The sequence below is a fragment of the Secundilactobacillus mixtipabuli genome, from assembly GCF_002217925.1.
In the GTDB taxonomy this organism is placed as follows: domain Bacteria; phylum Bacillota; class Bacilli; order Lactobacillales; family Lactobacillaceae; genus Secundilactobacillus; species Secundilactobacillus mixtipabuli.
Genome location: NZ_BCMF01000017.1, coordinates 1 through 13,458, shown reverse-complemented (window position 1 = coordinate 13,458; position 13,458 = coordinate 1). Strand labels below are relative to the sequence as shown.

Below are 13,458 nucleotides of genomic sequence, written 5' to 3'. Positions count from 1 at the left end.
CGTGGTTGATTTTAATGAACGGGCGGGAATGCCCGTTTTGTTATTAGTTAATAGTGTACAAAAAATCTGTTATCAGTAATAGATAGAATCTATTACCAACAACAGATATTGTAGAGCCTAATAAAGAATGAAAAATAGTTAATCATTAATACTTGTTCAGTCAGCTTGCCAACAATTAGGATTGAGGGGTATATTGTTTAAATAACGTTTTGTGAGATCAGCACGGAAGTAGTCAATAAGAATCGACAATCGCCTTTACCGTATGGAGGGTACAGATATGCTAGAACTTAAACATTTAAAAAAGTATTACCACGTTGGGGATACCATTACGAAAGCACTGGACGATGTTTCGGTCGCTTTTCGAAAACAGGAATTTGTGGCCATTTTGGGGCCCAGTGGGTCTGGGAAAACGACTTTATTGAATAACATTGGCGGTTTGGACGTTTATGATTCCGGAGATTTAATCATTAAAGGTAAGTCTACCAAAGAGTTTAAGGCTTCAGACTGGGATGCTTACCGAAACAATTCGGTTGGTTTTATTTTCCAAAGCTATAATTTGATTGGTCATCTCGGCATCATAGATAACGTTGAATTAGGGATGACGCTGAGTGGCGTTTCCACGGCTGAGAAAAAAGAACGGGCAATCACGGCTCTAAAACGGGTCGGTCTTGAAGAACATATGTATAAAAAGACGAACCAGCTTTCTGGTGGCCAAATGCAACGGGTAGCCATTGCTCGGGCGATTGCCAACGATCCTGAAATTCTGCTTTGTGATGAACCGACTGGTGCTCTGGATACGGAAACCAGTCAGGAAATTATGCAGATTATCAAAGACCTGTCAAAAGAGCGGCTGGTGGTGATGGTGACCCATAACCCTGAGTTGGCCGATCAATACGCCGACCGAATCATTCGCTTTGCCGACGGGAAAATCCAGTCTGATTCGGCTCCTTACGATGAACAGGATGACAATCAAAAATTTGCTTTGAAGAAGACTAAAATGACGTACTGGACCGCGTTGAAACTGTCATTTACAAATATTCGGACGAAGAAGGGGCGGACCTTTTTAACGGCCTTTGCTTCTAGTATCGGCATCATTGGCATTGCCATTGTGCTCGCTTTATCTAACGGTTTCCAAAAGCAAATTGATAAAACCCAGTCGAATACGTTGGCACAGTATCCAGTGACAATTTCACAAGTGGCATCGTCACAAAACGGTACCAATAACGGCGGTCAGAATAAGGAAAAGTTTTCCAAGGATCAGGCTGTAATTGCTGAAACGAGTGAGGCTGATAAGGCACAGCACACCAACAAAATTTCTCAGCAATACGTCGACTACGTCCAAAAACTAAATCCTAAATATGGGAAAAACATTGGTTACACCTACACCACTGGGATGAATCTAGTCCGCAATGTGAACGGTAAGATTAAGCCTGTTCAGCTGTCTAATCAGGATCAAAAGAAGGCGAATGGTCCTGATTATTCGAGCATGATGGCCAGTTCGGTGGGGGTTGGCGTTTCTTCCTACCCAACCGATAGCACCGGTAAAGTTAGTTTTCTGCACAAACATTACAAAGCTCTGGCTGGTCAATTTCCAAGTAAAGCCACGGACGTTGTGCTGATTACCAACAAGGATAATTCGACTAACGTCAATGCGTTGAAAAATCTAGGCTTTAAAGTGAAAAACGGTCAGAAAGTTAATTTCAATAAAATTGTTGGTACCACCTTTAAGGCGGTTAATAACGACACTTACTATACCCAGCAAATGGGTATGTATTTGCCAAACAATAATTATAAGGCGATGTATAACAACTCTAGCAGTAAAACCTTACGAGTCGTTGGCGTGTTACGCGTTAAGTCGGCTAATGAGGAGAATATCCTTGCTCCCGGCTTTGTTTACAGTGATCGGTTGACCAAGCAGATGGTCGCGCAAAATGCTGACTCTAAGATCGTTAAAGCGCAAAAAGCCAGTTCAAAAAATGTCTTAACTGGCCAAAACTTAAATGGCAGTACTGCTAAAGATCAAGTGATCTCGGCATTGGGTGGCGCTAAGGTACCGTCTAGCATCATGATTTATCCCAACACTTTCCAAAACAAGGATAAGGTGCTGAGATATCTGGATGGCTATAACAAAGGCAAATCAAAGGCTGACAAGATCATCTATACTGATATGGCCGGCTCCGTTTCCAAACTGACAGGTGGGTTAATGAACGCGATTACGTACGTTTTAATTGCTTTTGCTGCAATTTCGTTAATCACCAGTATGATCATGATCAGTATTATTACTTACACTTCTGTACTTGAACGAACCAAAGAAATCGGGGTTTTAAAAGCCTTAGGCGCACGGAAGAAGGATATCACGCGGGTCTTTGATGCGGAAACGGCGATTTTGGGTGTTGCTTCAGGACTGATTGGCATTATCATTGCCTGGTTGGCGACGTTCCCAATTAATGCAGTCATTAAAAATCTAACTAATCTGAACCACGTTGCCCAACTGAGTTTGTGGGCAGCTGTGACTCTGATTATTGTTAGCACGGTGCTGACCATTTTAGGTGGACATATTCCGGCACGGATGGCTTCTAAGAAGGATGCTGCAACCGCGCTAAGAAGTGAGTAAAAGATAATCGTTGTTTAACAGTAAAAGGGCTGACCGACACTAGCAGATATGGCTTGGTGTTTGTCAGCCCTTTTTGCTGTTGGCTATTTCGAGTGATTGGCCAAATTTAAGCAGTCAAATGAAGGATTGTTTGATAAAATGATGGAGAGAACTGGGGGGATTAAAATGAAAAGGCGACTGATTTTTGTATTAACAACTATCTTAACGGTACTGTTTTTGGGATGGGGGAGCAGTACGGCTGCGGCATCCGGCTACCATATTAATCGGTACCGGATCAACGTTAACCTTGAAAAAAACGGCGATGCAAATGTCACACAGCGAATCCAATACCGGTTTGATGATTTATACCATGGTGTTTTCCTTAATCAGGATTATGCCGGTACTGGCGGCATCGTTGGCAAGCCAAGTGTGTTCATCTTACATGATGGGGATAAAATTGCAGCCAGTCAGAAAAATCCTGGCGCGGAAAATACTTTTGAAACTTCTGATTCAAATCAAAATTATCAAATTAAGGTTTATCATCTGGCCTACGATGAATCGGTAACTTACGTTTATCACTATCGCATCCGGCACGTCGTTATTAACTATGCTGATACCGCCGAACTGAATTGGAAAATTATTGGCCGCGGCTGGACGGTGCCACTTAAACATGTCCAAATTATGGTGCAGCTGCCTGCCAAAAACGTTCAGCAATTACAGGCTTGGACACACGGCCCTCTTAGCGGTCATACACAGGTCAACAAACGTGCTGGTAAGGTTGTGATGACGGTTGCTAAGGTTCCAGCGAAGACTTTCGTTGAGAGCCATATGGTTTTTCCAACCTCGGTAACGGCGGCTAATCCAAGAACTATCACCAAGAAACATTTAGCATTGGTTCGACAACAGGAGGCTAAACTGGCCAAGCAGGCTAATCTTAAACGGCTTCAATCGCAGTTGATGCCATTAGCCGTGATGCTTATAGCACTCGGAATTGGGATTGGGTATCTATTACGGACAATGCACTGGTTCAAAAAACACGTTGGGTTACCGGTCAAAGCAGTGCCAAAGGTCCATAACTTTGAGATTCCGAGTTATTCTGCGGTAACCAGCCAAAGTCTTTTGACACAGAGTGAGCCGGATACGAAGGCCTTTACTGCTTGGCTGATGGAATTGGCAGCCAATCATGAAATTGTGATTGAGGCCGAACAAGGTAAAACGGTCGCGGATATTTCGGAGACGACTTACCGCATAACAGAGACACCTGAGCTGAAACCTGAACATCAAGCTGATGATTTATTAGCCTTCTTATTGAGTACGGTCGGTAAGGGGGACAAGTCAAAGCGGTCGTTTACCTTGAATGATATTGATAATTATCGGCGGTATCATCCGGATACGCAGACCTTAAGGCGAAAATTTGCGGCGTGGCAGAAAGCTCGCTATCAAAAAACCGAAGCCCTGGGATTCTTCAATCATCAAACGGATGATGTGGGGGTTAGTGGCTGGCTACTAATCGTTTTTAATGTGATCTTGAGTATTGTCAGTTTGATTGCAGCGCTGTTCTTTACGGTGCCATTACTACGAGTTGTTGGCATCATTGCCAGTCTCGCTTTGATGGTCATTAGTACCGTGGTGGCCGTCAAACATATGCGTCACGTTTCCCATTACAATCAGGCGGGTGAAGATGCCGCTGGGCAAATTCGTAATTTTCGCAGCATGCTACATGATATTGGTCAATTTGACCGGTCTCAAGTGGGCGATTTAATTCTCTGGGAACAGATGCTGCCTTATGCAGTTGCTTTTGGCCTCGCGAAGCGCGTACTTAAAGCAATGACTGCTAACTTCAGTGTTGCAGAATTAACGCCATATTTCCAAACTTATTACCCAATGTATTTGGACGACAGTTATGCCGGAACTGATTTCAGTACTGCATTTACGTCAGCTTTCACATCTGCCAGTATTGATAGCAGTTCATCAGGTGGCGATTTTTCTTCAGGTAGCGGTGATTCCGGTGGCTTCAGCGGTGGCGATTCTGGTGGCTTCGGCGGCGATTCCGGCGGCGGTGCATTCTAAAAAGAGCTTGCGCTAGGGCTTAATCTTCACTATGCTTGAACGTAATAAGGGTTGAACGGGTGAGATGAATTGAAAAAAGTAAAACGGGTTCGTTGGGCAATTCTAACGTTGATCATCATTGTAGTTGCTGGGCTTTTAGCTTTGCCATGGCAACCGTTGATGACGGTGGCAAATATTTGGTTCATGCTAGGATTAGTCTTTTTAGTGGGCGCTGCCTTTTTCATTTTGGAGAAGGGCCATTTGTTTGCTGGCTGGCGTAGACGCCGGCGAAAAGATGAAGAACCATTGCCAGAAGAGAAAGTGCCTGCGCGAGAAGTTGCGCGATTAAAAAATGGCCCAGTGGTCGTTAATCAATATGCTTGGTTCTGTTTGATCAATGCCATCGGACTCATCGTGCTGGGCATTGTTGCAACGATTTAAAAAAACGGTTAACAATCAGTTCGGTAATGACTGATTGTTAACCGTTTTTAGTTACTGAAGTTAGATTGACTGTTTTACGGATTAAAGGGCAAACTTTTCAATGGCGTAAGCGACGCCATCTTCTTCATTGGTCTTAGTCACAAATTGCGCGATTGCTTTCATGTCGTCAATCGCGTTACCCATGGCCACACCGGTACCCGCAAATTTAACCATCGTTAAATCGTTGCCTTGGTCGCCGATTGCCATTACCTCGTCAGCGGCAAAACCTAGTTTGGCTGCCAGTTCAGCAATGGCATTACCCTTGCTGGCGTTCTTGTTCATGGCTTCAAAGAAATAGGGCTCACTTTGAACCACGTAGAATCGTTCCTTTAGTTCTTCAGGGAAATTCTTGATGAATGGTGCCAACCGTTTGGGATCGTCAACGAACATCCCTTTTGAAATAGTGAGTTCGTCAGTAATCTCTTCAGGCATCCGGAAGCGAATCGGCATTTGGACGAGAAATGATTCAGCTACCGTGTATGGACTGATATCGCGATTGGCCGTATAAATGTGATCTAAGGTTTCCATGTGGAAGTGGATATTTGCTTTGCGAGCCACGGTCTCCAAATCGATGTAGTCTTCTAAGGTGATGTTATGACTAACAATTGGTGTGCCAGAAATAGTTTGGGCCAAACTACCATTGAAAGTGACCACGTATTCGGTATCGCCACTAATATTCAGTGGCTCAAGATATTGCGCCACACCGGTAATAGGACGACCCGTACACAGCACAACTTTGATGCCCTTTTCACGGGCTTTAGTGACCGTGTCAATTGTGTGCTGCGTGAGCTGCTTACGGTTGTTGACTAAAGTGCCATCGATATCAATTGCGATAAGTTTGATTGCCATGTGAAAAACTCCTTAATGATTTAAATGATGTAGTCGTTATGCAAATGAGCCTGAAAGGCCTTATAGACGGGATCGAAAAGTTCAACGTTGCCTTGCTTGGGGGTCAGCATTTCCTTGGGGAAAAAGAAGCGTTGATCACCAGAGAATTTGCCAGTGATAGCACTGACCAATGCACTGACAGTAGAAAGCTCAATGAGCTGGCCATCAGATTGCATCAGCTCGATTTGAGTCATTGGCTTTTTCATCTTAGGGTCATAGGCGTCATAAGGCAGATCGTAGCTGTTATTAGTATCCGTATAGTAAGTTGTATTAAAACCGGCCTTTTCAATCAAGCGCCGCAGTTCAGGAATCTTAGCCTGAGTTTGATCGTCGAATTTAACTGACTTTAAAGGCTTACGGTCCAAGAACCGGTGTGCTAAATCAGCCAGTATCGGATCGGTTGATTGCCGCCAGTGAGCGAAGTAGGTGGTTAGCGTGCCATCATCAAGTAGCAGGTAGTCATCCAGATTGAACTCATGGTTGAAGAACGGAAAGAGTAGATAGGGTGCGGCCGCTTCGTTTTTATTGCTGGCTTTTTCATAGTCTTTCTTCGCCCGTCTCAGCAGATGGCTTAAAATGACTTCCATTGACCGGGAAACGGGGTGAAAGTAAATCTGCTGATACATTTGAAACCGGCTGACGATGTAATCTTCAACCGCGTGCATCCCACTTATTTCAAAGCAGATGCCATCTTTATACGGTCGCATGACCCGCAGAATCCGGGTAAGGTCAAACGTACCGTACTTGGTGCCGGTATGATAGGCATCACGAAGCAGATAGTCCATCCGGTCAGCGTCAATTTGGCTGGAAATCATTTGAACAACCTGCGGATTAGGGTACGTTTTTTTAATCACGGATGCCACTTGTTCAGGGAACTCCGGACTGACACTCCGAAGAACCTGATTAACCTCAGTTGTAGGAGAGGTTAAGATTGCAACGGTGATGGCTTCATGGTCAGTCTGAAAGATGTGCTCAAAGGTGTGGCTATACGGGCCGTGACCAATGTCATGGAGCAGGGCGGCACATAATGCCACCAGACGTTCATGATCATCCCATAGGCCATCGCCGGGCTTTTGCGTGGGGTAGTTGCGCTGAAAGTTATCACAAATGCGCCGCGTGATTTCATAGACACCCAGTGAGTGAGTGAAACGGGTGTGTTCAGCGCCGTGAAAGACCAACGAAGCAGTCCCCAACTGTTTGATTCGTCGGAGCCGTTGAAATTCTTTGGTGTTGATCAAATCTAAAATGAGCCGGTGCTGAATATAAATGTAATTGTGAACGGGATCGCGGAAAACCTTTTCTCGAGGCAATCGTTCTGCTTGATATGGCAATTTATTGCCTCCTTTTATTAAACGTTAAATGCCAAGCTGTCTTTTTTGCATCTTGGCAAGTTCCTTGTTGTAAGTTGCTTGAAATTCAGGTGATTGTGTACTGGTCATTAGAGTGGTTGAATCAAGCTGCACTTCCTGTTGCTCATAGGCTGCTAAGATGGCCCCTTTAACTTCCGCAATGGTCAGCGGCTGGTGCATAGCATCAGCGATATTGGTCATGGTTTGTGGCCAGACATCGGGGAAACCGAGCTCGTTAGAATGCCCTGCTAATCCAGTGTCGTAGAAATCACGCACTAGTTCGCCACGAAAGTTCTGGTCGCCAAGGATGCTAACATAGGCCATGACCACGAGTGCTTTTGTCGTGCGCCGCTGGGAAATACCAGCAAACTTTTGACCGTTGACGCTCAGGTCATAGTCACCCGGACAATACGAATGAGTCACTTCATAGCTTTCAATGGGCAGGCTGGGAAAGGTTTGCTGAATCAACTGTTTCATCAGCTCGTAGCCGTCATTGACGGATAAATGTTCTGAGCTAGTTTGCGGAATGAACAGTGAAACGTTCAAAACACCGCCATCACTGACAACGGCCAGCCCACCAGAATTGCGGATGAAGTGGTCATAACCATTGCTGGCTACCGTGGTTAAAGCGGCTGCCAGTTCAGGGAGGTGACGGTCCTTTAGACCGAGGATCAAAGTTGGTGGCAACGTCCAAAAATGCAGCAATGCTTGGTCGGTGTCACCGCACAGATCCAATAGTGCGTTGGTCATACCAAACGCGGCTAATTTATTGTCACTGGTTAACGGTGTATCAATCACTTGTAGAGATGAGAATAACGTTTGTTTTTTCATAATATCCCTCGATGAATTAAGAACAAGTCTTTTATCATTATAACGGAAATCAAGTGTGCCGTCACTAATTTTGGACTAGCCCATTATTTCAACTGTTAAAACGTGATGCTGCAGGTTAATTTAACGCTTTTTGGTTAAAGGATTAGGCAGCAGTGACAGCGGAGTTTAATCATGCAAATTCTTGATTAAAAGCGTTATAATGAACACAGCGTATTAAAAATGGAAAGGAAGGGTTGCAATGGATGACTTGTCAACCAGTATTCCAGTTGGCATTCACTTAACGACTCATACCGTGCAAGATGGCCAATCATCTGATTATGCAATCGATGTTGAAGGTCAAATTGTTCAAATTGGTGAGACGATTTATTTGAGGTATCAGGAACCAGCTTCTGAAGATGAAGCTGGCAGTGTGCCCGTGACGATTAAGTTTTTGCCCAATGGTGATGTCACATTGACTAGAAACGGGACTAATCGCTTGCGCATGCATTTTAGTGCGGGCAAACGGATTCGGGCGACGTACCGGACACCGTATGGTTTAATGCCGGTTGAAACGGTAACGCCGCAGCTGCGGGTAGGCTTTCATGAACGGCCGTTTGGCGGTTCAGCTTCAATTGACTACCTACTTTATGCCGGCGAACAATTATTAGGAAATTACGAGATTAGATTGCAATTTACGGTATAATCGAGTATAGTGATTCGTAGACTGTGGAAGGGACGTGCACCAGTTTGGAATTAAAAGTCTTAGAAGGCCAAAACAAAAACGAATTATCGATGATTGAAGTAGCTCACGCCATTTTATCTGAACGTGGGGATGCCATGCCGTTTGTTGACTTAGCCAATGAGGTTCAGGCATACCTGGGCGACTCGGATAAGGAAATTCGCGAGCGGCTTTCTCAGTTCTATACTGATTTGAACATTGACGGTAGTTTCATTTCGTTAGGTGATAACGTCTGGGGTTTACGGACCTGGTATCCCTTCGAATCAATCGATGAAGCTACGGTTGGTGCAGAGGAAGATGAGGAACATCCTAAGACGAAGAAGCACAAGAAAGTTAATGCTTTCTTAGCTGACTCGGCTGATGATGATGACGTCATTGATTACGATGACGACGATCCTGAAGATCAAGACGACGTTGATGTAGATGATGACGATCTTGATGCTGATTACAATGATGACGATGATGACACCGACGATGATACTAAAGAACTTGGTAAATACAAGAATGATTTAGCTGATATCGATGACGGTGATGATGACGACGATGACGACAGCATGCCAGATGGTATTGAAGGTCAATTGTCAGAATTTAATGAAGATGATGATGATTTCGACGACGATGATGACGACGAGAAATCAGGCAAGTAGTTTTTTTGACTCAGCTAATTTAGCTGAGTTTTTTTAATGCCTCGGATTTTGTCACGTCATTTAGTTACCCGCAATTATTAAGTGCCTGGACTTGACGTGAAAGTGACATCTTGTTATTATGTTTTTTGGGCACCCTACGAGGAATCGTAGGGTCAACGTTCGGAACAACCGCTCCCTATTCATTATGAATAGGGAGTTTTTTATTGGTTTACGACTGTTTCCCTAAACTAATCTATGAGGAGTTATACAATGACCAAATATATTTTTGTAACTGGCGGTGTGGTTTCTTCACTTGGTAAAGGAATTGTGGCAGCATCTCTTGGACGTCTGCTTAAGAACCGTGGGTTAAATGTGACTATTCAAAAATTTGATCCTTACATTAACGTCGATCCCGGAACGATGAGTCCATATCAACATGGTGAAGTTTTCGTTACGAATGACGGGACTGAAACTGATTTGGATCTCGGCCACTACGAACGGTTCATTGACAATGACCTCAACAAGTATTCTAACGTCACAACTGGTAAAATTTATTCAGAAGTGCTAGAAAAAGAACGCCATGGTGATTACTTAGGCGCAACCGTTCAAGTGATTCCGCATATTACTGGTATGATTAAAGAAAAGATTATGCGGGCAGGGAAAACTTTAAAGGCCGATATCGTCATCACTGAAATCGGCGGGACTGTTGGGGATATTGAATCCCAGCCGTTCCTAGAAGCCATTCGACAGATGAAAGCTGAAGTCGGTGATGAAAACGTCATTTACATCCACACGACTTTAATTCCATATTTGCATGCTGCTGGTGAAATGAAAACTAAGCCTACGCAACACAGTGTTCGTGAATTAAGAGGGTTGGGGATTCAACCTAATATCTTAGTGGTGAGAACTGAAAAGCCGATCACGGATGCGATGCGAAGCAAGATTGCGTTATTCTGTGATGTTAAACCAGAAGCTGTTATCGAATCTATGGATGTGGAAACCATCTATGAGGTGCCGCTACGGCTTCAAAAACAGGGCATGGATCAGCTAGTCCTTGATCATTTTGGTGTCAAAGCACCAGTTGCTGATATGGCAGGCTGGTCAACCATGATCGATAAAATCAATCACTTAAAGAAAACAATCACGATTGCGTTGGTTGGTAAGTACGTCAGTCTTCAAGATGCCTACATTTCGGTGGCAGAAGCTTTGAAGCATGCCGGTTATCCACTGGATGCTAAGGTTGATCTGCAGTTGATCGATGCGGAAAAGGTCACGGCTGACAACGTGGCGGAAACGCTAAAGGATGCGGATGGCTTATTGGTTCCTGGTGGCTTTGGCGATCGCGGTATTGAAGGGATGATCACCGCCATCCAATATGCGCGTGAAAATAATTTACCATTCTTAGGGATCTGCCTTGGGATGCAAATGGCCAGTGTTGAATTTGCCCGTCACGTGCTTGGTTACGCCGATGCCAACTCGACTGAAATGGATCCTAACACCACTCACAAGATCATCGACTTGATGGCTGATCAAACGGATGTTGTGGATATGGGTGGTACTCAACGGTTAGGTGCTTATCCATGCAAATTAACGCCAAACACCGTTACTGCAGCCGCCTATGAAAATCAAGCAGAAATCTCAGAACGGCATCGTCACCGTTACGAATTTAACAATGCCTACCGTGATGAAATGAGCAAAAAGGGCCTTGTTTTCTCTGGCACTTCACCTGACAATCACTTGGTTGAAGTCATTGAACTGCCAACGAACAAGTTCTTTGTTGCAGCTCAATATCACCCCGAATTTCTTTCACGGCCAAATCACCCTGAAGGTTTGTTCAAGGCTTTTGTAGCAGCAGCCAATCATCAACACGATGAAAAATAAGGATTAACTGTATTTTTAAGGTGCACGGTCAGTAAGATCGTGTGCCTTTGTTTATCTAATCGGACGAATGTTTGCTATTTGAGCAAATTTTCAACGATACAGGGGCCTCAAATATTACAATTTCATGGAATCGACGTTAAACTATTGTATTTTAACTGTTCATTATTTATGATTAGTTAAGACTGCTTCAAGCACGACATTATAGTAGAGGAAAATGACGTCATGAAAAAAATGATAATCCACGGTGGACAGCGCCTGTCAGGCAGCGTCAACATCGGTGGCGCTAAAAATAGCACGGTCGCACTAATACCAGCGGCAATCCTGGCAGATACACCGGTTAAATTTGATATGGTACCAGATATTCTCGATGTGCATAATCTGATGCTGATTTTAGAGTCCATGAATGTGCATTCTGAGTTTGCAGATGGCGTATTATCGATTGATCCCACTGAAATCATTGAGGCACCAATGCCTAGTAAAGCCATTAAAAGTCTTCGTGCTTCCTATTACTTTATGGGTGCGTTGCTAGGCCGTTTTGGGCGAGCCACACTGACCTTTCCCGGCGGCGACAACATTGGACCACGGCCGATCGATCAGCACATTAAGGCTTTTAAGGCCTTAGGTGCAGAAGTCGAAGATGATCATGGGACAGTTCGCATCACCACAGGCGAAAAAGGGCTGCACGGGGCACGAATCTTTCTGGACGTTGTTTCCGTTGGTGCCACAATCAATACGATCTTGGCTGCTGTTAAAGCAAACGGGCTGACAACCATTGAAAACGCGGCTAAAGAGCCTGAAATCATCGATATTGCAACCTTTTTAAATAACATGGGCGCCCATGTACGTGGTGCTGGGACCGACGTTATTCGGATCGAAGGGGTACCGGTTCTTCGTGCCACTAACGTTCATACCATTATTCCTGACCGGATTGAAGCGGGCACTTATCTTGCCATGGCAGCTGCCATGGGTGATGGTGTCACAATTCATAATATTATTCCTGAACATTTGGAATCATTTACGGCCAAACTGATTGAAATGGGTGTTGATCTGCAGATCGGTGAAGATTCTGCTTATGTTGGCCCATCTGACAACTTAAAGGCAATCGAAGTAAAAACCATGCCTTTCCCTGGTTTCGCTACTGATCTTCAGCAGCCGATCACGCCGCTCTTATTAAAGGCAGCGGGCAGCAGTGTCATCGTTGATACGATTTACCCTCAACGGCTGAAGCACGTCCCGGAACTTAAGAAGATGGGTGCTAGAATTCGTCCTGAAAAGGACATGATCGTGGTGGATCACACTGACCACTTAACTGGTGCTACCGTAGACGCTGGTGAGATCAGAGCAGGTGCCTCACTGATGATTGCAGCTTTGATGGCTGAAGGGACAACGACGATTACGAGTGCAGATAACATTTTGCGCGGTTATGGCAGCATAGTTGAAAAATTAACGGCTTTAAATGCTGATATTAAAATTGAAGACAGCAATCGAGTAGAAGAATTGTAAGTGTTGACTTGAATTAGACTAATTCTTATGATATTCTATTTAGGTTGACGATAACAATCAATCTCTGTTTCAGTACATGATTCAGGGCAAAGGAGCGAAACAATTATGAAAAAAGGAATTCATCCAGATTACCACCAAGTGGTATTCCAAGACTCAAGTACCGGCTACAAGTTTTTGTCAGGTTCAACTGCAACTTCTGAAGAAACAATCGACTGGGAAGATGGCAACACTTACCCATTGATTCGTGTTGAAATTTCTTCTGACTCACATCCTTTCTACACTGGTAAGCAAAAGTTTGCCCAAGCAGATGGTGCTGTGGATCGTTTCAACAAGAAGTACGGTTTAAAAAACGACTAACATTAATTAGTGGACCGCTTACCTTGATTAGGGTGAGTGGTTTTTTTATTTGAGGGGAATAAAAGGGCTCTTTGACAACTGTTGTTGGTAAATTTCTTAAATTAGTTCTAATCACTATTTTGTGATTAGGACTTTTTTAGTTTTGATGTGCAAGGTATAAAGTACTCTTACTCTAAATTTCCG

11 protein-coding genes are annotated in these 13,458 nt (G+C 44.1%); 8 read left to right on the top strand and 3 right to left on the bottom strand.

Annotated elements, in window-relative coordinates; all coding sequences use genetic code 11:
- The first annotated feature begins 277 nt into the window (after window positions 1-277).
- The 3 genes from IWT5_RS11560 (at window position 278) to IWT5_RS11550 (ending at window position 5,083) form a co-directional block, all read left to right on the top strand.
- Entirely contained in the window at window positions 278-2,614 is a 2,337-nt protein-coding gene (locus IWT5_RS11560; protein ID WP_089110090.1) for an ABC transporter ATP-binding protein/permease, read from the top strand.
- A gap of 165 nt (window positions 2,615-2,779) precedes the next feature.
- Complete coding sequence (locus IWT5_RS11555) at window positions 2,780-4,663, top strand: DUF2207 domain-containing protein (protein ID WP_159459331.1); 1,884 nt, start codon at window positions 2,780-2,782, stop codon at window positions 4,661-4,663.
- A gap of 69 nt (window positions 4,664-4,732) precedes the next feature.
- On the top strand, window positions 4,733-5,083 hold the full coding sequence (locus tag IWT5_RS11550) for a DUF3899 domain-containing protein (RefSeq protein ID WP_225360284.1): 351 nt from the start codon (window positions 4,733-4,735) through the stop codon (window positions 5,081-5,083).
- An 81-nt stretch (window positions 5,084-5,164) separates the two neighbouring features.
- Here the strand turns inward: IWT5_RS11550 and yidA are convergent, their stop codons facing one another.
- The 3 genes from yidA to IWT5_RS11535 are packed head-to-tail and all read right to left on the bottom strand — an operon-like array spanning window position 5,165 to window position 8,190.
- A complete protein-coding gene (gene yidA, locus IWT5_RS11545) occupies window positions 5,165-5,971 on the bottom strand; it encodes a sugar-phosphatase (protein WP_089110088.1) in 807 nt (268 codons plus the stop codon).
- Between the two features lie 20 nt (window positions 5,972-5,991).
- Window positions 5,992-7,341, bottom strand: coding sequence for an HD domain-containing protein (locus IWT5_RS11540; RefSeq protein ID WP_089110087.1), 1,350 nt, complete (start codon window positions 7,339-7,341; stop codon window positions 5,992-5,994).
- 24 nt (window positions 7,342-7,365) lie between these two features.
- Window positions 7,366-8,190, bottom strand: coding sequence for a lipoate--protein ligase family protein (locus tag IWT5_RS11535; RefSeq protein WP_089110086.1), 825 nt, complete (start codon window positions 8,188-8,190; stop codon window positions 7,366-7,368).
- A gap of 238 nt (window positions 8,191-8,428) precedes the next feature.
- Between IWT5_RS11535 and IWT5_RS11530 the strand changes: the two genes are divergently transcribed.
- From IWT5_RS11530 to IWT5_RS11510, 5 genes are all read left to right on the top strand, one after another.
- Window positions 8,429-8,872: a YwiB family protein gene (locus IWT5_RS11530; protein ID WP_089110085.1), complete on the top strand. Its 444-nt coding sequence runs from the start codon at window positions 8,429-8,431 to the stop codon at window positions 8,870-8,872.
- 44 nt (window positions 8,873-8,916) lie between these two features.
- Window positions 8,917-9,555: a DNA-directed RNA polymerase subunit delta gene (rpoE, locus tag IWT5_RS11525; protein WP_089110084.1), complete on the top strand. Its 639-nt coding sequence runs from the start codon at window positions 8,917-8,919 to the stop codon at window positions 9,553-9,555.
- A gap of 249 nt (window positions 9,556-9,804) precedes the next feature.
- Window positions 9,805-11,415 carry a CTP synthase gene (gene pyrG, locus IWT5_RS11520; protein ID WP_089110083.1) on the top strand — a complete coding sequence of 537 codons (1,611 nt, stop codon included), beginning with the start codon at window positions 9,805-9,807 and terminating at the stop codon, window positions 11,413-11,415.
- Window positions 11,416-11,637: 222 nt separating this feature from the next.
- Window positions 11,638-12,918, top strand: coding sequence for a UDP-N-acetylglucosamine 1-carboxyvinyltransferase (gene murA, locus IWT5_RS11515; protein ID WP_089110082.1), 1,281 nt, complete (start codon window positions 11,638-11,640; stop codon window positions 12,916-12,918).
- Between the two features lie 105 nt (window positions 12,919-13,023).
- Entirely contained in the window at window positions 13,024-13,275 is a 252-nt protein-coding gene (locus IWT5_RS11510) for a type B 50S ribosomal protein L31 (RefSeq protein ID WP_089089485.1), read from the top strand.
- Window positions 13,276-13,458 lie beyond the last annotated feature (183 nt).

What these genes read in the sequence shown, in the direction of transcription:
- IWT5_RS11535 (WP_089110086.1), bottom strand. Translation starts at nt 8,190, where the DNA reads ATGAAAAAACAAACGTTATTCTCATCTCTACAAGTGATTGATACACCG.
- murA (WP_089110082.1), top strand. Translation starts at nt 11,638, where the DNA reads ATGAAAAAAATGATAATCCACGGTGGACAGCGCCTGTCAGGCAGCGTC.
- IWT5_RS11510 (WP_089089485.1), top strand. Translation starts at nt 13,024, where the DNA reads ATGAAAAAAGGAATTCATCCAGATTACCACCAAGTGGTATTCCAAGAC.
- IWT5_RS11530 (WP_089110085.1), top strand. Translation starts at nt 8,429, where the DNA reads ATGGATGACTTGTCAACCAGTATTCCAGTTGGCATTCACTTAACGACT.
- pyrG (WP_089110083.1), top strand. Translation starts at nt 9,805, where the DNA reads ATGACCAAATATATTTTTGTAACTGGCGGTGTGGTTTCTTCACTTGGT.
- yidA (WP_089110088.1), bottom strand. Translation starts at nt 5,971, where the DNA reads ATGGCAATCAAACTTATCGCAATTGATATCGATGGCACTTTAGTCAAC.
- IWT5_RS11560 (WP_089110090.1), top strand. Translation starts at nt 278, where the DNA reads ATGCTAGAACTTAAACATTTAAAAAAGTATTACCACGTTGGGGATACC.
- IWT5_RS11555 (WP_159459331.1), top strand. Translation starts at nt 2,780, where the DNA reads ATGAAAAGGCGACTGATTTTTGTATTAACAACTATCTTAACGGTACTG.